The organism is Bdellovibrionales bacterium (assembly GCA_041662785.1).
In the GTDB taxonomy this organism is placed as follows: domain Bacteria; phylum Pseudomonadota; class Alphaproteobacteria; order UBA9219; family UBA9219; genus UBA8914.
Genome location: JBAZRW010000001.1, coordinates 289,047 through 308,748 on the forward strand (window position 1 = coordinate 289,047; position 19,702 = coordinate 308,748).

Genomic DNA, 19,702 nt, shown 5'->3' on the forward strand with positions numbered 1-19,702 from the left:
AACCGACTAAAAGGTCGTCGTAAATTTCGTAAATTCCGCCTCCCCAGTAGTGTTCCCCATAACGGACTTCTGAAGAACAGCCGTTATCGTTGGCACGGCTGTTATGGCACCGCCCGTCACTAGGCGCGCAATGCCCTTAGACATAGGCTCGCTTGTGGGGTTTTCCGCATGTTTTTTAAGGCTCAACGCACCGGAAACCATCATAAAAGCTCCGCCAACATAGCAAACAGCACTTAAGATATAAGGAAACACTGGCAATTGCTCTTTGGCTGCGTCCGTAATCAACGCGTTTACACCACTCTGTGCAGACGCCAAATCAGGGAGCGCCACAGCAATGATCGCCGTTAATACGCCCCACTTAAACATTTCGTTCATCAATACACTTTTTTTCATCGCTTCCTCCTGGTTATAAAAAGTTGCCTTGGCCCTCTTGGTAGGAGGGGTTTTCTTGCTGCATTTTTTCTTTGATCGCAAAGAAAGCCTACAGCAACATACTTTCGATATCAACAGCTTCCTAATTGGTTTCACCACTTCCGGAAGATTGCCGCTCTTTCCTAATTGTCCTGCGGAAATCTTAATAAGGGCTTAATTAGCCTCTCTAATTAATGATCCCCGTTCCGAACGTCTTGTCGATGATTTTAAGCATGACATCGATGTTAACGGCCATCGCGCCGCCGACAATATGGGTGACCCCTTGGGGAATCGTCGCCTGCCCACCACCCTCAACCGCCGATTTAACAATCAACCAGCCCCGAAGGAAAGCAATCCCCCCGATGATTTGAATAAAAGCCAAAATCGCCTTCACCGTATTATCGGCCGCCGTTGTGTCCACGCCCGATCCAACAAATTTTGACCAAGCTATGCCGGAAAAACTGCTCATGTTGCTAACATCGCCTGTCCCAAAAAGCGTTTTAAGAATGTCCGGCAAAACGCTTCCAATCGAAATCAGGACGGCCCCGATTACCAAATTGACTATGATGGTCTTGGGGCTTGAGGCGCGCGGATCTGTTCCCGTCTTTACGCCCGCAAGAAGCCCCCTGACGATAAACGTCAGCCCCACAATCACGCTGATCATGGCAATCAACTTAAACATAGGCCCGTGAATGTTTTTCACAAGGTTCTGCATCATGACATCAAGCGAGCTAGCCGCGCCAACAGCCCCCCCCGCACAGCCTGATTCCCAGCTTCCAGAAACACTGCCCATAACAGAGCGTTGAATAACACCGGCGAATGTAGGAAGAGAGAGGAGAAAGCCTGCCCCTACGGCATGGGCTATTCCCGAGACAATCTGGGATTGGCTTGGATTTTCAGCGTGTTTTTTAAACAAAAGGAAGGCGCGCACAGCGGCAAAGGCCCCCGCAATATAGGCCGTGGCATTAAGAATATATGGATAGGACGTCCCTGCCGTCTTCGCATTACAAAGAAGGGCCCCCAACGTATCGGCATCCGCCGCCCACGCTATGCTGGGAGAAAACAGCGTTACAACAAACAAAGGAAGAAACCAGCGTTCCTCTAAATATTTTTTATCCATTTTCAAACCCATGTTTTTGTTCCAAGACAAAAGAGAGGGACACCACCCCCGCGCACGTTCTTTAAAAACAGCGCTCCGCGATTCATTCTCTCATACCCATTGTGACGTAAACAATTAAAAACCTGTTTAATTTCACCATAAAAAAGGGGGGTCACGCCCCCCCTTTTTTATAGCCTTATGAAAGGACCTCAGGGGAGCGTTCCCTTTTCGCCAACAACTTCCCATTGTTCGCCCTTTTGGCGGATTTCCTTGATTTTTCCAAGGCCCTGAAGGCTTTCACCCACGGCCACGCGGCGCAATTCCTGACTTTCCTTGCCCAAGGAAACCCAAGCCGCATCCGGCGTCGCCGCCCGCAAAACCCAAGAAGGGGCAGAGGCAGAGGGTAGTGCCGGCTTTGTCTTGGCCGCTTTTTTCTTCGCGGTCTTCTTGGCGTGAGATTTAGAGGTGGCGGCTTTTTCTTTTTTCTTTACCTCCTCTACCGAAGCCATGGGCTCACGGCTTGAAAGTCCCTCTTCCACAAGGGACACAGAGTTGGCCTGAACCAACGCGGTTTCACCTTTTTCTTCCGAAACAGGCTGTCCTTTTTTCTGCTTTTTATCTTTCAAGGCCAGTTTTTGCTCAAGCTGAGAAACCTGCTCACGCAACGTTGCTTCCTGCGACGATCCCGCGCCTTTCTTTAAAGTCTCCATTTGCGAAACAAGTTGCGCGTTTTGCTGCAAAGAACGATCTAAATCCCCCTTTAGCGCTTCCATCTTGGCAGTCATATCGTTTAAGCGAGCTTCCCAAGCAACTTGGGGCAAGGTCTCGCTTTTCTGCTCTAAGGCCTTAATCTCTTCTTTTTTGACAGGAAGGGTTTCAGCCTTAGCCTCTTGAACGTCCTTTGTCACAGAAGGAAGGGCCGGAGCGGGCGGTAGGGGGGGGGCGACACCATTGTCGCTCGATGATAGAATTTCGCTGTTCTTTTCGACAGATTCTGGCTTTTCCGTCGGGACTTTTTCTCCCTCCTTAACGGGTAGCGCCATCGTCCCGCCACTCTCCACCTTCTTCTGGGCTTGATGGAAAAGGGCCGTCATATCAACCTTGCCTGTAGCCTCAAGGGGCTTTTCTTTCTGAGCCGCAAGATTCTCCTTAGGCGACGGGACATTACGAATTTCTTTTATATTCATGACATTTGAAACGGGCAGAAGCTTTAGCCCCTCATCCTTGGACGAAGTCCCAAACTGAAAGTAAGCCATGCCCCCGATGATGAGCGCACCGACCCCTAAGACTCCCAAAAGAACGCCTCGGCCACGCTTAGGGGCACCACCCGCCTCTTGTTGGGAGGATTCCTCTATCATTTCATCAAGGACTTCTTCTTGTCCATCATCCTGATCATGAAAATCGTCCTCAGGGGGAAGGGCATCCTGCCACGCCTCTGTGGTGGAATCCTCGGAAGAAAATGTGTCCTCTTGAGGGGACAAGTCTTCGCCTGTTTCTGTTGGTTTATCCGTCATAACAGATCCCTTTCATACGATAGTCACGCAAGCTGGCAGAGCCACCCAAAACCTTTAATCCCCAGTTTCGTCACCCGTCAGGTAAGAAAAGGAGCCCCTCTTAAAAACAGGAAAACAAGGTAGCCCATTCTATGGTTAGATTGAAGCTATTTTATGTTCCGCGCCCCAATAAGAGGCCAACAACAGGTCAACCCGTCAAGCCCCCCATCACAAAGAACAGGCGGCGCTACCCCTTAGTATCCCCGCGAAAACGAGTTGAGCAATTGGATTTGGGAGGGGGTAAGCTTCCCTCCTGAAGGCATGTTTTGCTGGGTTTGATTGTAAGATTGCCCGCCGCCGTAGGATTCGGAAGGTGGATAATAGGCCCCATTAGCCCCCGAAGGCGCGCTTCCCATAACGCCCTTTTGCTGATAGCCCCGCAAGAGCTGCTCCCCCGTAAGCTCGCCTGAGCCCCCATAACCAGTCCCCCGCCTTGGGTCGTTTTCCGAAACAGCTTTCAAGAAGAACAGGCCCATCGGTGTTCCCACAGCAACGCGGACAAGCGTTTTGGTGTTATTGGCTTCGTTCTTAAAGAATTCGGACACCGTAGTCCCAACCTCTCCAAGGCCAGCATACAAAGCCTCTTTTGACCCTTTTTGGGTTTGATTCGAAATAACGGTCCCATTGCTAACCGTTGTTTCAGTAGGCGTCTCGGCTAAAGCCTTGCCAAAAGCCGACGCAAAAGCACCCGCTGCAGGAAGAAGCACACGTATAAAGTAACGATGATCGACTTCAGTCGCCATGCCACCCAGGGTTGTGTCAGGATCAAGAGCCAGCGCATCAATCGCATACTCTTTGCCCTTGTAGGTAACTAAATTAAAGGTCAGAACCAAGTAGTTATTCATAACCTGAAATTTTCCAATCGCCCTTCCCCCAGAAAGAGGCCCAGACAATATCTGCGCCAGAATGGGCCCCGGAACATCTGAGTTTGCCTCAGTCAAAAGCTGGGCATAGTTGACCGTTCCTGCCGAAACGATAGCCTTTTTGACGTCAGCAGGATTGACCACGCCCGAAGAAGTCATGTTCTCCGATTTCATGGACTGCTCTTTTTGAAGGAGCGCCTCTGTGGCCGGAGGCACTGCCCCTGCAACAATCTTTGCATGGGAGGGTGTCCAACTCTCCATCAATTGCTGCATTTGTTTTTGCATGGCCTTGGCCAAAGACTCATCGTCAGCGGCATTGCCACCGCGCTGGTTCATCTGCATTTGCTGCTGCATAAGCTGGAGTTGTTGATTGTTTTGTTTTTGTTGGGCGGCCATTTCTTGCTTAAGACGTTCGGTCTCGGCCTTAAACTCGACCAATGGGTCTTTTCTCTTGTCCGTTAGATCGGAAACATCATGCCCCGTGGGCGTTGGCATCGCGCTTCCGCCTTCCGTCAGTGCCCTGCCAACACGCTGCGCATTGGCCTTATCATTTTGCTCGATAAAGAACGGCGTGGCGGAGCCACCCGGCGCTTCATTAAGAGAGGGCGGTTTCGCTAATTGGGATGGGGTCGCCTCTGGCTTACTGGAAAAAGAACCCAAAGCCCCCGCCAGAGCTACACCAACAAAACCCATAATAACGAGCAATTTGACAATGGGCTTATTCTTGACTGTTTCGAAAAAGCCCTTTTTAGCCTCCGCAGAACCCCCAAAGGATTCGTGAGAATCCATTGGGTCAAATTGATCCTGATCAAACTCATCCGTGTTATTTGTCATGGCCGTCTTCCCGCATGAGGCGCGCTCTTATCATGGCACCATTATCCGACATTAAGAGAACAGGGGCGTTCCCAATTTCATAAACCGTCATTCCATCCGACGATGCGGCACTGGCATTCCACGCCGGAGACAAGAGAGCCAGCGGCGTCCGAACATAAACGCGCTCGCCGACCTGCCACGCCATGGTTCTTGCATCCACGCCGCCAACTTTAAGCCTTTGGGCATTGGCAGGAGGCGCGTTTTCAAGAATCATAGAAAGCATTTCGTCGCCTGCAACGGGGCCTTTGTGACGATGTTCTATCAAAGGAGACTTGGCATTCGGCCCAAGGCTTGGAACCCGCGCATCAAAACGCATATGGAAAGTTGGCCCACCAGACGATAGGCGGAAAATAATCGGCGTCGACAGCCCTTTGAGTAAAATGGACAGATTACCCGTTCCAAAACGCGTCAAAGGCACAACACGGACAACGTGTGATCCTGCCTGTGTTGGCGTTACCTCGAAATTCCCACCGACACCAACATCAAGGATGGGCCATGGCTCGCCGGTCATGTCAATAATATCAATCGTCGTCACATAACCCGCTGCCAAATTGATTTGCGGCGGTTCGCCACTGGGATCCAATGAAATGCCGACGACCTTAACCTCACCCTTGGGCGTGCCTGTGTGAGGCGGAAGGGCTGCCTCTTGTGTCGATTCCAGCTTTTGCATGAAATCACGAACCTGATCGGGCGATAAAGGCAAAAGTCCTTGCGTCGCACGGCCATAGGACTTGCGATTATGTTCTTCTTCTCTTTTTGTCTGTTCTTCTGCGGCGCGCGCTGCCGCCTCTTCGGCCTGCTGCTCAAGATTCAACTGATCGGTTACCCCCTCGCTTAGGGGAGGCATTCCGGGCAAATCAATGCCATCTGTTGTCAAAGAAGACTTTTCTGCGCTCTTCTCTTCTTTATTCGTGCCTTTGGCGGCCCCTTCTGCCGAAGCCAGCGCGGCGCGAACCGATGCCGACAAAGAGGGTGGAACCTTGTCTTGCGCCCAAGAGGAGGCGCTTAAGACAACGAGAAGAACAAGCCCCCCAGCCACACTTTGCATGGTTGACGCCTGTGAAATACGTCCGGTTTTACAAAACAAAGGACATCCCCGAATCAGTGTAAATCATTCAAACTCTCCTTAGCGCATTCTCACCAAATCAGTGTTAATATAAAGTTTATGAATTTTATTTGTTGGCCCACATACTGTGGCTCTTTTGTCTCGGTAAAAACCAACGCTCGTCCCCTTTTCGCACCGCCCCATCCTATTGGGGCGTTTCTACATGAACTTCCAAGCTTTAATACCAATCCCTGTAGGATTTTGTTTTCCAGACACCCTGACGATCGTCAACCGAACAATACCCTTATTAGCCGATGAAACATTATTATTCGTCGTGTAAGTCATGATGACGGGCATTTCGACAACCCATTTGTAGGTCTTTTCCTCTCCGTTATACTCATCATCCTCTTCCATGCCTTTAGAGACAATGACGGGCGCGTCCGTGGGAACGGTTGTGAGAACCAGTTGGCGCATTTTGAAGCCCTCGCGCATTTTCTGCTCTATCAGGGCATCAAGAAAGCTTTGCCAGCCCTGATCCGTAAACCGTTTGCGTTGGGCCAGAATACGTTGATCGAAGTCGCCGAACCCAAACGTCATGATTTCTGTGATGCCCGTCGCGGCCCACGATAGAACCGCTTGGTCTGTCTGATTGGGCTCCAACAAAGAAAACATAGGTGTCTCTTTTTTATCGTCAGCAAGACGAATATATTGGTAGGTCGGGCGCAAAAGAGGCGCCAAAAGAACATTAAGAAAAACGAGGCCCAAGACAATATACATGTGCCTTTGCACGCGTGATATTATCTTTTTGAACCGGATGCGTTCGGCTTTTGGCTCAACGGGGTCTTTTTCTGTAAGCGGGTCATCCCGAAGAAACCCCGTTATCCTTGTAAGCCAAGGCGCGTGCTTTAACCCAAGACCAACAGACACCTTTGAGGAAGCGTCCTTCGCAGGCGGCTCTTCTGGCAAAGGAGGAAGGGAAGATTCAGCCACGATTAGCTCCTTGGAACGGCGATCCACTGCTCAATGCTGATGCCCTCCGGGCTTTGCAGCGTCGAAACACGCACAATCTGAAGGACAAGCGTGGCCTGTATGGGGGCGGGCGTTTCTTGACCATCGAATTTGATGGAAACAGGAAACTGGAGATACCACGTATAAACGCCTTGGTTGTCCAACGCCTTTTTAACTTCAGGTGCGGCTTCGATCTGCATCGAAACCGTCAGCTTCCGCGCCTCAATAGCCTCAAGGATACGCGCCTCACGCATCGCCTTTGTGAAGCTTTCCCACCCAGTCGCCGTAAAATTCGTAGAAGAAGCCTGAAGCCTTTGGCGGAAATCGTTGTACCCAAAACGCATGACCTCTTGCGCACGACCCGCCGCCCACGCCACAACATCGCCACGCGAGCGATAAGGCTCGTTAAGCGGCACAATGTTGATGATGCGGCCATCAGAGGTCGTGGCAAAATAAATGCGGCGCGTTTCCATCGAGAGAAGCATCGCAATAATGGCGGCAATCAGCAGCACGATAGACAGGCTTTGAACAAGGCTGATGCGGACAAGCAGCCTGTAGCCATCACGATAAAACACATTGCGCGATAGAACCGTCGAAACAGCATCCGATAACGACATTGAACCCCCTTACAACCCTTCTTGCCCGAAAGACAACGACATGCGCGTCCTTTACCAAAGGCGTTCTTTAACTGGTCACACGAAACGTAAAGTCTGGCGTGCTACTTCCCGTTGCATATTCCGCCGAGCCCTTACAGCTTTGACAGATGCGATTAAACCGCCCCAATGATTGAAACTTGTTTAAACACATCAAACAAACACGCATCGAAATTTGCGGTGGTGCATAAGTATCACCGCCGCCCAAATCCGTGGGGACAACAACTTTAACCCGTGGGGCTTTCGTCACAATCCGCCGTGGGGCATCCGTTCTTTTATAACCCCGCTTACGTCCCGGAGCCGAGCGCCGTGGAAGACCCAAACGCGCCGCCCGCGTCATAATCGCGGCGACCGAACGGCCAAGCTCATCCGCGATAGCCTCAGGCGTTTTGTTGTCATTCCACAAAAGACGAAGCGTTTCGTCTTGATCAAGCCATGAGGGGCCAGAAGGCAAGGGCGTTTCCGCAGAACCCTGCGCCTCGGCTCCTTGAGCCGCTGTTTCAACAAAGGGTGGTGACGACGAATCAGTAGTCATTTCAGCTTTCCTGCTAACCTGTTTTCAAATAAGGGAAAAAACCTGAGGAAACCAATAGCACGTTTTGTGAAAGTATTTCACGAAATAACGCCAAAAGTATCAAATTTTAATTAACGAGCCCTATGCGCCTTAGGACCTCGCTCTTCCCTAAGAGGGCTGCTGCCGTAAAGATGGGGGGCGACACCCCCCGTCCCGTCAGGGCCGCCCGCAAGGGCTGGGCCACAGCGCCCAGTTTCAGGCCATTTTCTTCAGCATAAGCGCGGAACGCCCCCTCAAGAGCATCATGCGTAAATGGCTCCAACGCCTCGATCCGCTCAGCCAGTGCGACCAAAAGGGCCTTGGCTTCCGGCGTCAGGATTTTCAAAGCTTTTTCGTCAGGCTCTAAAACGTCAAAATAAAACTGCGCGGCCTCGGCAATCTCGGTCAAAAGCTGAACGCGCGGCTTGATGTCGGGCAAGGCTTTTTCTAACAAGGCTTGCTCGCTCTCGCCCACCGCTCGACCTAATTTCATTTCCAAGAAAGGCAGCGTTAAGGCCGCGAGCCTTGCGTCCTCCATCTGGCCGATATAGTGCGCGTTCAAATGATTAAGCTTGGCGAAGTCAAACCGCGCAGGCGAGCGCCCGACACCATCGAAATCAAACCATTCAATCGCCTGCTTGGTCGAGATGATCTCGTCATCACCATGCCCCCAGCAAAGGCGAAGCAGGTAATTACGGATCGCTTCGGGCAAATAGCCACGATCACGATAGTCCGACACGGCAGGCGCGCCGTGCCGCTTGGAAAGCTTGGCCCCATCCGGCCCCAAAATCATCGGCAAATGCGCGAAGGTCGGGACATCCCACCCCATCGCCTTATAAATCTGAACCTGCCGGAACGTGTTGGTAAAATGGTCATCGCCGCGGATAACGTGCGTGATGCCCATATCGTGATCATCCACGACAACGGCCAACATATAAGTCGGCGAGCCATCAGCGCGGAGCAAAATCATATCGTCAAGCTGCGCGTTTTGAACGGTGACATGCCCCAGCACTTTGTCGTCAACGACCGTCTCGCCCGTTTGCGGCGCTTTCAAGCGGATCACGGGCTTCACGCCTTCGGGCGCATCGCTGGCAGGGCGGTCACGCCAACGGCCATCATATTTTTGCGGCAGACCCTTTTCCTTTTGCTCGGTACGCATCGCATCAAGCTCTTGCGGCGAGGCATAACAGTAATAAGCCGTTCCGTTCGCCAGCATTTGCTGCGCAACCTCCCTATGGCGGGAGGCCATATCAAACTGGGAATAATAATGCTTTCCATGGTTCAACGAAGGATCGTTGTTGTCCCAATCCATGCCCAGCCACGTCATGCCATCCAGAATGGTTTGAACGGATTCAGGCGTTGAGCGTTGGCGGTCGGTGTCTTCCACCCGCATCAGGAACTTGCCTCCCGTGTGACGCGCGTAAAGCCAATTGAAAAGCGCGGTGCGAGCCCCCCCGATATGAAGGAATCCGGTGGGCGAAGGGGCAAAGCGAACAACAACAGACATGGGCAAGACAACCGTACAAAAATTGTTTATATTTCCAGCAATCTAATACCTTATCTGAGTCTCCTTGTGAACCCATTTCAATCCTTTTTAGACGACCGCGAACGCTGGTTTTTATGGATCCCCGTCTTTATGGCCAGCGGGATTGCCGTTTATTTCGCCCTGCCTTTTGAACCCGCTTTCTCCGCCTGCCTTGCCTCGCCGCTTTTTCTGCTGGGTTTTCTGTTCTTTCGGCGCTTCTTTTTCACAACACCTGTTTTGGCCTGTTTGCTGGCCTTTTCCTTGGGCTTTAACGCCGCGCAGTTTGAAACCAGCCTGATCAAGAAGCCCCTTCTTGACGTGAAACTGGAGCCTACGTCAGTGACAGGAACCTTGATCCGCGCCGAGGCGCTGCCCGAAGGCTCTCGCCTAACGCTGCAATCCCCTTCCATCAAAGACCTGCCAAGGGAGGATCGTCCACGCCTTGTCCGCGTCAAGGTTCGAACACCTTTTGCCGATTTACCCGAAGCTGGAAGCCGCGTTAATCTGTGGGGGCCCCTTTGGCCGCCCGCCGATCCCGCGCTTCCGGATGGCTATGACTTCAGGCGGCAGGCCTTTTTCAAGCAGATCGGCGCAACGGGATTATCCTATGTCGAACTTCGCGAAAGGGACTCCCGTTACCCCATCCACTTTTTTTGGGATGGCTTTTATTTGATGTTTGAAAAGGCGCGACGCGCCTTGATCCTGATGACCTATGAGCGCCTGAATGCACCGGAACAAGTCAAAGAAAAGGCCATGACGGCGGCCTTATTATCGGGCAGTCAAACCGCCATCGATCAAGACACCATGCAAGCGATGCGTGCGTCAGGCCTGTCCCATCTGCTTTCCATTTCCGGCGTACACGTTAGCATGATGGCGCTATTGGTCTATATTCCCTTGCGCTTTCTGTTGGCCTTATTCCCATGGGTCGCCCTGCGCTTTTCCATCAAAAAGTGGGCGGCAGGCGCAGCCATTATTGCGACAAGCCTCTATACCCTTTTGGTTGGTGCGGATGCGCCCACGGTTCGCTCAGCCCTTACAACCGCGCTGATTATGTTGGCCATCATTATGGACCGCAAGGCGCTCAGTCTACGCCTTGTTGCGCTGGCCGCCATCGCTATCATGCTGGTAACGCCCAGCGCCGCCATGGGCGCAAGCTTTCAGATGTCCTTTGCCGCCGTGCTGGCCATGGTTGCCGTTTATGAAAAACAATTGGATGTGCTTCTTAAAGATGGCTGGAGCCTTGCAGAAAGAAAAAGCGAGACCACGCCTTCCCCTCACCGTCTTTCTTTCTTGGGGCGGCATTTAAAGGATATCGTTTTCACCTCGCTAATCGCCACGGCGGCCACAACGCCCTTCACGATTTTTCATTTTCAGTCCTTTAATTTTTACGGCGTGATCGCCAACATTATCGCCATCCCGCTGACAACGCTGTGGGTGATGCCTTTCTTGCTGCTCACCTATATCACCGCCCCCTTTGGCACGAGCGGCTGGTTTATCGATGCGGCAGGATGGGGCGTCAAAGGCATTATCCTCCTTGCCGAAAAGGTAGCCTCATGGCCGCTGGCCCAGCTCTATTTGCCGCCTATGCCGGCTTGGGCTCTTTTAAGTTTTCTGGCAGGCGGTTTTTGGCTTTGCCTATGGCGAAAACGCTGGCGCTATGCGGGGCTACTGCCCATCGCCGCCGTTTTCTTCTACCCGCTCACGGTCTCGCAGCCCGATGCTTTTATCGCCGCCGATGCCCCCGTTTGGGCCGTACGGCTTAGCGATGGATCGATGGCTATCTATGGCAAGCGTGAGGAAAACTTTACGACCGCACAATGGAGGCAACATAGCGGCAATCCCGAGGCGCATTATTTCTCGGCCAGAAACCTGCCTGAATTTGATAAAGACCTTTTCTGCGACGAAACGCATTGCCTTTATGAGAGGGGTGCGTTTTCCGTCATGTTTCTAATGCCCCCGCCCAAGGGGCAAGAGGCGGCGCAGGCAGGGGCTTTGGCGGCAGCGCCGCCAGCCGCACCGCCCGCTTGCCCGACGACAACCGTGACGGTTGCCTTTGTGCCAATGCCGCCTTGCAAAGGGACAATCATGATCGATCAAGCCGCCCTAACAAAAGGCGGCGCTCAAACCCTAACTTTTGAGAAAAAAGGCACGGTTCGCATCGATACCGTTCGCACAGAGGGCCGCCTGCGCCCTTGGTCAGTGGGGTGGCGTCATGAAAGTAAAAAAAGCTTATAAAAAAGAGTCCTCCTTATGCTATGAAAGAGCCTGATTGGAGCCTTTCAACCCCATTTTAACAGGAGATTTTGAAATGATCACGGATTATACAAACGCCACTTTTAAGGACATTTTTGAACAGGCCGGAGCAGGTAACCCCAAGGCCAAAGCCGAGTTAGACAGTCGATTTAAAGAGAAAGCGCTGGGAAGCGGTGCCATCCCCTATTTACAAGCGGAGGCAGAAAAAGGAAACGCCCGCGCTCAAAACTGTCTTGGGCTCTGTCACCTTTTTGAGACTGACAATGAGATTGGGCTTGATCCCAAGCTCGGCATGAAATGGTTACTCAGGGCCGCTGTAAATGGGGATGCTGAAGCTCAATCCACCCTTGGAACTTTTTACATGTGTGGGGTTTTCGTTGATGGGCATCCCGACCCCAATGAAGCCGTCAGATGGTATAACAAGGCCGCTAAACAAGGAAACACTTCTGCCCAAATAAAGCTTGGGATCCATTACTGTGCCCAAGGAGAGAATAGACAAGGTGCGTATTGGTTAGCGACGGCAGCTTCAAAATCTTATGATGCGCACGAGCTATTATTTAAGGTTTGTGCGAAAGAAGCAAGTTTACACGCCACCATCATCAATGCCGTGCAGGAAGCCACGCGCTCTGATGCTATAGGTGGGCAGCAAGTTAAAACCCCAAAAAGCGCTTTGGGGTAGGGTCTAATACTTCCGAACCAGCCCCACCAACGTCCCCTGCACCTTGATCCGCGAGGGGTTGAGGATGCGCGTTTCATAACGCTCGTTGGCGGGAATCAGGGCCACGCCCTCTTTGCGCTTTTCAAAATACTTGAGCGTCGCTTCATTCTCGTCAACCAAGGCGACGACAATCGCGCCATTGTTGGCCGTATCAGAGCGACGGATGATGACGTGATCGCCGTCCATGATGCCTGCCTCGATCATCGAATCGCCCGCGACTTCCAGCGCATAATGCTCGCCCGCCACGTTACCCTTGATGTTCGCAAGCAGCGAGGGAGGGATTTCAAGATGGTTCTGTACGTCGCTGATCGCTTCAATCGGCGTGCCCGCCGCGATGCGCCCATAAAGGGGAAGGCTGAGAAGATTGGAGGCCGCCTGCGCGGCCTTTTCGACCACAGCCCCCGCCACGGCACGAACTTTGCGGGTGACCTTGGCCTCCTTCGCTTCACTTCCTTCAGGAAGGCGCAAAATCTCTAACGCCCGCGCACGGTGCGGCAAGCGACGGATAAAACCGCGCTCCTCCAGCCCTGAAATCAGGCGATGAATCCCCGATTTTGAGCGCAGACCCAAAGCCTCCTTCATCTCGTCAAACGAAGGCGGAACGCCGTCGCTGGCCAAACGGTCACGGATAAGGAGAAGGATTTCTTTTTGCTTACGAGTCAACATGATGGGCTCTCCTTGCCTGACTCTACCCAGAGCCAAAGTAGAACAAAAGGGGTGTTTTTGTTCTACTTTGGTTCCACCCTTCTGTCAAGCCCTTCGTTTTTTACCATGTGCCCGCCACAAGGCAAGAAGTGCCTATGGACAGGCAAGAAAAACCATCTTCCACCACCATGATTTTCTATATTATCAAGATGTTGGCCTTTGGCACGCCTCTTGCTGATACCTTTATGAGTTTTATCCAACGACTGAGGTGTTTCATGTCTCTCTACGCAGCTATGCAGGTCGCCGTGGGCGGTCTTACGGCCCAATCGGCTTCTATCGGTAACATTTCCGATAATCTGGCCAACTCGCAAACAACAGGGTTCAAGGCCATTGAAACGCGGTTCGAATCATTGGTCACTCAATCCAACCAATTTTCAAACGATCCAGGCGGCGTGCGCGCCACACCTTATTATACCAACAGTGAACAGGGAAACCTTGTTCAGTCTTCAAACGCGACGGCGTTGGCCATCTCTGGCCAAGGCTTCTTCCCCGTTCGTCCCGCCGTTGTCGGAGCGGATGGCACAACGACATTCGGCAACACCACCTACTTCACCCGTTCTGGCGATTTCAACCTCGACAAAAGCGGATTCCTTGTTAACGGCGGTGGCTATTATCTGACAGGTTATGGCGTCGATCTTAACGGTGTCGTTGATACATCTTCCGCAGACCCTATTCGTCTGTCTGACCTTCTTGATAATCCCGTTGGGACATCAGCTGTCGATTATGCCGCAAACCTTCCGTCGAGCGAAGATGTCAACTTTGTCTCTTCACCTTCCACTATTCAAGTCTATGACTCGTTGGGCGGCGCGCACGACATGACCTTTACATGGACAAAAACGGCAACCAGCGAATGGAGCCTCCATATGGTTGTGCCCGATGCGGTTTCAGATGGAGGCACGCCAGCGACCTATACCGATTACGACGTCACCGTTCCCTTTATCTTCAATAGCGCAACCAACGCTGGTACTATTGACTCGCTAGGGGTCGCCTCCACAGCAACCACGGCAAGTGTTGGGATCACGAATGGAGTAACCTTAACCGCAGCCGCATCAGGCGTGGAGGGCAATGATGTCGACATGACCATTGCAGCGGGTTCTGCCGCCAACCTTTATACCGTCACCATTACAGATGGAACCACCACGGAAACCTTTACCGACATCACAAACGTACCGGCTAACGCACTATGGGGAAATTTGAACACGGCCATCGGCGCGCTACCATCCGTGCTGGTGACATCTGCTGTCAACGGCACGGGCAACCTTGATCCCACAACGCTAACTCTTCCAACAACCTATAGCCTTACAGGTGGCACAAATGCCGAAGTTTACACGATTGTCGACAATTCGGCTGCTGTAGAGAACAAGGTTGAGGTTCTTTTTGATCTTAATTTCGCGGGCGCAGGCGCCCAAACCGTAACGGTCGATTTTGGCACCTATGACACATCCAAAGGCGTCACCCAGTTCGACGACACGACAGTGTCGGTGACAACCTTTGATCAAAACGGTATCCCTCGCGGTTCGTTTCAAAGTCTGTCCATCGATTCAAACGGCTATGTCGCCTTGAACTACGACAACGGACGCACACGCACCATCGCGCAAATCCCTGTCGTTCAGTTTTTTGCCCAAGACAAGCTGCAACGCGTTACAGGTGGCGCGTATGAGCAAACGCTGGCTTCTGGATCAGCACGTTATAGCTCTCCTGGCACCAACGGCGCAGGCACGATCGTCGGCAACGCGCTTGAAGGATCAAACGTCGATATTGCCGATGAGTTTACCAAGCTTATTCAAGCGCAGCAGGTTTATTCGGCCAACGCCAAAACGATCACGACAACCAACAACATGATGCAAGAAGCGATCAACATTATCCGGTAATCGGCTGTTGGTCCTTTTATAAAGGATAAAGGAGCATGTCTCTCACTTCGGCACTCACAATCTCGCTTTCCGGCATCCAAGCGGCCTCAACGCAGCTGGAGCTAACGTCCAGCAACATCTCGAACGCGGCCACAACGGGTTATACGGCGAAGCAGACGACGTTGGCCTCGGCAACGCTTGGCTCCATTGGCGGCGGTGTCAAGGTGGTCGGATTTACACGCTCGGAAAACAACGCTCTTTACACGACCCTGACTAAGGCAACATCGAGTGCATCCCTGCGCGCAACGCAAGACACATACCTGCAACAGATTCAAGACATCCTTGGCACCAGCCAAAGCGATTCGCCCACACTGACCGTCGCGCTTTCTGATTTTATCAATGCGTGGAAAGATCTGGCCGCTTCACCGGAAAGCTTGGTTGCTAAACGCCAAGTTGTTCAAGACGCCTCAACCTTAGTGGATGAAATTCAACGCATTGCCTCGGAAACCGAATCGCTTGATCGTCAATGTTCAAACGATATCGGCAACACAATCTCTGATCTCAATTCTTATCTGGGACAGATCAAAGACCTTAACCAAAAAATCTCGCAAGCGACAAATTCCCGCCTTTCTTCTGGTGACCTTCAAGATCAACGCGACCAGCTTGTACTGAAGGTAGCCCAGATTACAGGCGTTACCGTTCTTGCCCGTGATTTTGGCCAAATCGCGCTCTATACCGCTACAGGCTATCAGCTTGTCGATGGCTCCTCGGCTCGCACTTTTAGCTTTGACGGGACGAATGTCACAACGACGACCAACACTGGTTTATCCCTCAATGCCGCTCTCAGCGGAGGCTCCCTTGAGGCTCTTGTCAATTTTCGAGCCACAGCCGTGACCGTCAGTGCCGACCCCGCAACGAATGTCATCCAAAAAATGCGCAGCCAGCTTGACTCCATCGTCTCCGCCTTTACCGGCCTGACGACAACGGCAACATCAGGCGCAATCTCCTTTGCAACGGCTTACAACTCTCTGCCTGACGTGACATTTGCCGCCACAACACTGACTAATGCCCTAACGTTTACGGCAGCAAGCTCAGGGTCATTGGGAAACAACATCACCATCACGTTGGATAACGATCCCGTGAATATCGGCAACTATATGGCGACGATTACGAATGGCACGACAACGGAGGTTTACGACAACCTATCCGATGGTGCCGTACCAGGAACACACGACGTCTGGACAAACTTGGCGGCTGCCATTGCAGGAGGGCCATCAACACTGGTTACAACGGCCGTCGATGGAACAGGCAATCTTGACCCGACAACGCTGACGCTTCCTTCCTCTCCGGCATATCAGCTGACGGGCGGGCACAGCAACATCGTTCCCGTTCAAGCGGGGGAACTGGCCACGGACTTCTTCACCGGAACAAATCGCACGACCTTCGCCGTCAATGAAGCTCTCTTAGACGGAACGGCCACAGCCAAAGCAGCAGCAGCCTCAATCGTTACCGATGCTCTTTTAGACGCCACACGCGTTTTTTCTGCAGACGGGCTGGCGGTAGCCAGCGCCAACTATTCCTCGCTTGTTACTTCTAGTCTGACGACCTTCCAGCAAGCCGCCAGCAATATTTCCACGCTCAAGACAACGGATGAAAACGCGCGAGCCTATCTTGAGGAAAAATTTTCCAATGAAACGGGCGTCAACGTTGATAACGAGCTTGTCAACCTGACCACGCTTCAAAACTCTTACGCCGCCTCAGCGCACGCCATGTCCGTTGTCAAAGACCTTTTTACAACGCTTGAGCAGCTCTTATAAAGGACACTTCGCATGACCGATTCTATCAGCACAATGGGGCTTAATCTTTCAAGCACAAAGAACCTGTCAACGGGACAAACACTGCTTTCCAAATTATCGCAGCAACTGACCACGGGAAAATATTCTTCCAACCTGACGGACTACACCTCCTCAAGCGCGCAAAAACTCCTTAACTTTAACAGCGATGTTTTGCAGCAAAAAGGCTTTCTAAGCGTCATCGAATCCATCTCGCCGCGCATGGATGTTTATAACAGCGCGATGACCGCTATTGAGGATACAGCTTCTGAAGCGTTCACTTCTGTGTCCAGCGCCAGCACCTATAACGCAACATCAAACGCTTCCTTGGCCAGCCAAATTACAGGCTATATGGATCAGGTTTCTTATTACCTTAACCAACAGGTAGGCGATCGCTATATTTTTTCTGGCAGCCGTTATGGCCAAGCGCCCGTGGGCGACATTACGGCGCTGCCTGTCCCCCCAACCGAAACAAGCCCCTATTTGGCGACGGGTGATGCTGTCCCCGCCTATGATACGGACTACGATTCTTTGGACCCCACGGCGCTTGTCCCCGAAGCCAACGTTAGGGAACAAGCCGCCATCGACACCACCAAAAAACTAACCTATGGCGTCACCAGCAACGAGGATGGATTCCAGCAGTTGATTATGGGCTTACGTTTTGCCTATGCCGCGACACAAGACCAAGCCAACTATGAGACAAACATGGCCACGGCACGCGATCTTATCTCAAGCGGCCTTGCAAACACGCGTGCAACCCACACGGATTCCGTTAACGCCTACACAACGCTAATCAAAGCCAAAACCAACATCTCATCAAAAGTCACAAGCCTTAAGAATCAGGTGGACACAATTGAGGGTGTTGACATGAACGAAGTCGCCGTTAAGATTACAACGCTGCAAGCTCAGCTTGAAGCGTCCTATTCGGCGGTGTCGAACTTGATCAATCTTTCTATTCTCAAATATCTTTAATCGCTTTCTTGAAAGGTGCCATTGCCATGTTTTATGCCACAACGCCAACCTTTGATCTTAGCCCCGTTCGCTTGAATTATGTCGCCGCACTGCGCGGCGTTGTGCCGATGGGTCCCGAAATCTCTTTTCTTTATGCCCAAACGGGAGGCTTCGATCTTGATTCCTTTTTGTGTTTGGCCGCCAGTAACCCCCAAGGCCATTTTTATGGCATGAGGGCAGAAGGGGTAGAAACCGCACAAGCCACCGCGTTGACAAGGAAAGTAACTAACGCAACCTTTGTCGCCACAAACGATCAACTCCCCACAGGTCTCAACTACCTGTGCTACGATCAAACAGAATCCGTCGCCTCGCCGCAAGAGCGTGAAACTTTTTTTGCCCTGGCACAAAGTCATTTGGCGGCAAGCGGCCTTTTGGCATATCGCTACCGTGCCTATGACAACGCCGATGAATCCTTAAGTTTTCTTATTAGCGAATACGCGCCAGAAATGTCTGCGGCGCAAGCACAAGAGTTTTTGGCTGAGATTAAAACGCTAGGCGTTTCGTACTTTGCCGAACACCCCATCGCCCAAGCAGCCTTAGAAAAAGCCATAACGACACAGATGTCTGACGCTTTCTTTGATCTTTGCGGGAGCACAAAGCCGCACGTTTCAGGGACTTTGGAAACCATGGCAGGCCTTTTGCCTCGCGAATTTTCTTTTGTGGGCGATGCCGATTTCGGCGCGAACTACCTTGAGCTTGCCGCGCCAGCCGCCTCACATGAAGCCTTAGGCAAGTGCCGCGATCATCTCCTTTATGAACCCATTAAGGACTTTACGCTGGAACGCCTTGTCCGCAATGATATTTGGGTCAAACGCCCCGCCGAGCAAACAGCCGACCCCGTAGCGTTGTTCGAACACTTTACCTTTGGCATCACGACCCCCAAGGAACGCGTGCCAACCCGCCACACCACGCAGGGCGGCACAATCAGCTTTGCGACTCCTCTTTTCATGCGCCTTATCGATCTGATGTGCACCTTGCCCGTCGGCATTGGCGACTTTCTAAGTCATCCTGCCGGACACGGCATGGATCAAGACGAGGTTGTCGCCGCTATTCATGTGCTTGTCGCTTGCGGCATCGCCCAACCCATGCGTGCGCACTATGAAGGCAAAATAAACGCCGACCACCGCGCGCCGACATGGGCGACAGCCTTTAACGACTATCTTTCGGATACAACCATTACCGAATCTTCCGTGCGTCTTGCCTCCTCTATCATCGGGGAGTCGTTTACCCTCACCGCCCGCGAAGCGTTGGTTTTGCAAGCCGTTCACCGCGTCGGGTTGTCCCTTTCCGCTGGCGCGCTTTTGCCAGAGCTTCAAAAGCTTATACAGAAAAATCCAGCGCTAGCGGCCAAAATTATGGATGCGGCGGAACCCACGGATGAGGTGGTTCATAACATCATCACCGATGTTGTCTCAAAAGAGCTTATCGGCTGGTATGCTTATGGCCTTTTGGCTGCGTGATTCAAGCCATCGGTATTTAAGGCATCGATACACGCCATAAAGACTGAGCAATCCGAAAATGCTCATGCTGGTAAACGCGGCCAGATTCCAGTTGTTCGACAAGGAATAAAGCATCAACGCCGCGTTGATGGAATTAAGAAGGGAATACTGCAACCTCTTGGCATAATCACGCTGCCATTGAAGACGGGCATATGAATAGAGGCCAAGGCTCATACCCACCAAGCCAGCAAAATCATAATGGCTTATCATTGATACCCGCCCACCCAATTGTCGAAACACAGACGCCGATC

Annotated in this window: 17 protein-coding genes; 6 read left to right on the forward strand and 11 right to left on the reverse strand. The window is 52.1% G+C overall.

Annotated features, from left to right (window positions below):
- Positions 1-6: 6 nt before the first annotated feature.
- From WC612_01370 to gltX, 9 genes are all read right to left on the reverse strand, one after another.
- Positions 7-393: a hypothetical protein gene (locus tag WC612_01370; protein MFA6279429.1), complete on the reverse strand. Its 387-nt coding sequence runs from the start codon at positions 391-393 to the stop codon at positions 7-9.
- A 205-nt stretch (positions 394-598) separates the two neighbouring features.
- Positions 599-1,531, reverse strand: a complete 933-nt coding sequence (locus tag WC612_01375; protein ID MFA6279430.1) for a hypothetical protein — start codon at positions 1,529-1,531, stop codon at positions 599-601.
- A 188-nt stretch (positions 1,532-1,719) separates the two neighbouring features.
- Entirely contained in the window at positions 1,720-3,024 is a 1,305-nt protein-coding gene (locus WC612_01380; protein ID MFA6279431.1) for a hypothetical protein, read from the reverse strand.
- A gap of 233 nt (positions 3,025-3,257) precedes the next feature.
- Complete coding sequence (locus WC612_01385) at positions 3,258-4,760, reverse strand: hypothetical protein (protein MFA6279432.1); 1,503 nt, start codon at positions 4,758-4,760, stop codon at positions 3,258-3,260.
- Positions 4,750-5,847, reverse strand: coding sequence for a DotH/IcmK family type IV secretion protein (locus WC612_01390; GenBank protein MFA6279433.1), 1,098 nt, complete (start codon positions 5,845-5,847; stop codon positions 4,750-4,752). Before WC612_01390 ends, WC612_01385 begins: the two co-directional genes overlap by 11 nt.
- 216 nt (positions 5,848-6,063) lie before the next feature.
- Entirely contained in the window at positions 6,064-6,834 is a 771-nt protein-coding gene (locus WC612_01395; protein ID MFA6279434.1) for a DotI/IcmL family type IV secretion protein, read from the reverse strand.
- Positions 6,835-6,836: 2 nt separating this feature from the next.
- Positions 6,837-7,469, reverse strand: coding sequence for a DotI/IcmL/TraM family protein (locus tag WC612_01400; GenBank protein MFA6279435.1), 633 nt, complete (start codon positions 7,467-7,469; stop codon positions 6,837-6,839).
- 67 nt (positions 7,470-7,536) lie between these two features.
- Entirely contained in the window at positions 7,537-8,040 is a 504-nt protein-coding gene (locus WC612_01405) for a hypothetical protein (protein ID MFA6279436.1), read from the reverse strand.
- A 106-nt stretch (positions 8,041-8,146) separates the two neighbouring features.
- A complete protein-coding gene (gene gltX / locus WC612_01410; GenBank protein ID MFA6279437.1) occupies positions 8,147-9,565 on the reverse strand; it encodes a glutamate--tRNA ligase in 1,419 nt (472 codons plus the stop codon).
- A gap of 66 nt (positions 9,566-9,631) precedes the next feature.
- Between gltX and WC612_01415 the strand changes: the two genes are divergently transcribed.
- Together WC612_01415 and WC612_01420 are read left to right on the forward strand one after the other, a co-directional pair.
- On the forward strand, positions 9,632-11,818 hold the full coding sequence (locus WC612_01415; protein MFA6279438.1) for a ComEC/Rec2 family competence protein: 2,187 nt from the start codon (positions 9,632-9,634) through the stop codon (positions 11,816-11,818).
- A gap of 34 nt (positions 11,819-11,852) precedes the next feature.
- Positions 11,853-12,515, forward strand: a complete 663-nt coding sequence (locus tag WC612_01420; protein ID MFA6279439.1) for a tetratricopeptide repeat protein — start codon at positions 11,853-11,855, stop codon at positions 12,513-12,515.
- 3 nt (positions 12,516-12,518) lie between these two features.
- Here the strand turns inward: WC612_01420 and lexA are convergent, their stop codons facing one another.
- Positions 12,519-13,220, reverse strand: a complete 702-nt coding sequence (gene lexA, locus WC612_01425; GenBank protein ID MFA6279440.1) for a transcriptional repressor LexA — start codon at positions 13,218-13,220, stop codon at positions 12,519-12,521.
- A gap of 134 nt (positions 13,221-13,354) precedes the next feature.
- Here lexA and WC612_01430 point away from each other — a divergent pair, with 134 nt between their 5' ends.
- From WC612_01430 to WC612_01445, 4 genes are read left to right on the forward strand one after another with little or no spacing between them, the layout of a single operon-like run.
- Positions 13,355-15,130, forward strand: coding sequence for a flagellar hook-basal body complex protein (locus WC612_01430; protein ID MFA6279441.1), 1,776 nt, complete (start codon positions 13,355-13,357; stop codon positions 15,128-15,130).
- A gap of 35 nt (positions 15,131-15,165) precedes the next feature.
- A complete protein-coding gene (flgK, locus tag WC612_01435) occupies positions 15,166-16,926 on the forward strand; it encodes a flagellar hook-associated protein FlgK (GenBank protein MFA6279442.1) in 1,761 nt (586 codons plus the stop codon).
- A 12-nt stretch (positions 16,927-16,938) separates the two neighbouring features.
- Positions 16,939-17,913 (forward strand): flagellin, encoded by a 975-nt coding sequence (locus WC612_01440; protein ID MFA6279443.1) that lies wholly within the window; start codon positions 16,939-16,941, stop codon positions 17,911-17,913.
- A gap of 26 nt (positions 17,914-17,939) precedes the next feature.
- On the forward strand, positions 17,940-19,412 hold the full coding sequence (locus WC612_01445) for a methyltransferase regulatory domain-containing protein (protein ID MFA6279444.1): 1,473 nt from the start codon (positions 17,940-17,942) through the stop codon (positions 19,410-19,412).
- Here WC612_01445 and WC612_01450 read toward each other — a convergent pair.
- A complete protein-coding gene (locus WC612_01450; protein ID MFA6279445.1) occupies positions 19,365-19,661 on the reverse strand; it encodes a hypothetical protein in 297 nt (98 codons plus the stop codon). The two genes, WC612_01445 and WC612_01450, sit on opposite strands and share 48 nt — an antisense overlap.
- Positions 19,662-19,702 lie beyond the last annotated feature (41 nt).

Excerpts from the sequence above, each read along its gene's own strand:
- WC612_01370 (MFA6279429.1), bottom strand. The coding sequence starts at position 393 with ATGAAAAAAAGTGTATTGATGAACGAAATGTTTAAGTGGGGCGTATTA.
- WC612_01390 (MFA6279433.1), bottom strand. The coding sequence starts at position 5,847 with ATGCAAAGTGTGGCTGGGGGGCTTGTTCTTCTCGTTGTCTTAAGCGCC.
- WC612_01405 (MFA6279436.1), bottom strand. The coding sequence starts at position 8,040 with ATGACTACTGATTCGTCGTCACCACCCTTTGTTGAAACAGCGGCTCAA.
- lexA (MFA6279440.1), bottom strand. The coding sequence starts at position 13,220 with ATGTTGACTCGTAAGCAAAAAGAAATCCTTCTCCTTATCCGTGACCGT.
- WC612_01445 (MFA6279444.1), top strand. The coding sequence starts at position 17,940 with ATGTTTTATGCCACAACGCCAACCTTTGATCTTAGCCCCGTTCGCTTG.
- WC612_01380 (MFA6279431.1), bottom strand. The coding sequence starts at position 3,024 with ATGACGGATAAACCAACAGAAACAGGCGAAGACTTGTCCCCTCAAGAG.
- WC612_01375 (MFA6279430.1), bottom strand. The coding sequence starts at position 1,531 with ATGGATAAAAAATATTTAGAGGAACGCTGGTTTCTTCCTTTGTTTGTT.
- WC612_01430 (MFA6279441.1), top strand. The coding sequence starts at position 13,355 with ATGGACAGGCAAGAAAAACCATCTTCCACCACCATGATTTTCTATATT.
- gltX (MFA6279437.1), bottom strand. The coding sequence starts at position 9,565 with ATGTCTGTTGTTGTTCGCTTTGCCCCTTCGCCCACCGGATTCCTTCAT.
- flgK (MFA6279442.1), top strand. The coding sequence starts at position 15,166 with ATGTCTCTCACTTCGGCACTCACAATCTCGCTTTCCGGCATCCAAGCG.
- WC612_01400 (MFA6279435.1), bottom strand. The coding sequence starts at position 7,469 with ATGTCGTTATCGGATGCTGTTTCGACGGTTCTATCGCGCAATGTGTTT.
- WC612_01440 (MFA6279443.1), top strand. The coding sequence starts at position 16,939 with ATGACCGATTCTATCAGCACAATGGGGCTTAATCTTTCAAGCACAAAG.
- WC612_01450 (MFA6279445.1), bottom strand. The coding sequence starts at position 19,661 with ATGATAAGCCATTATGATTTTGCTGGCTTGGTGGGTATGAGCCTTGGC.
- WC612_01385 (MFA6279432.1), bottom strand. The coding sequence starts at position 4,760 with ATGACAAATAACACGGATGAGTTTGATCAGGATCAATTTGACCCAATG.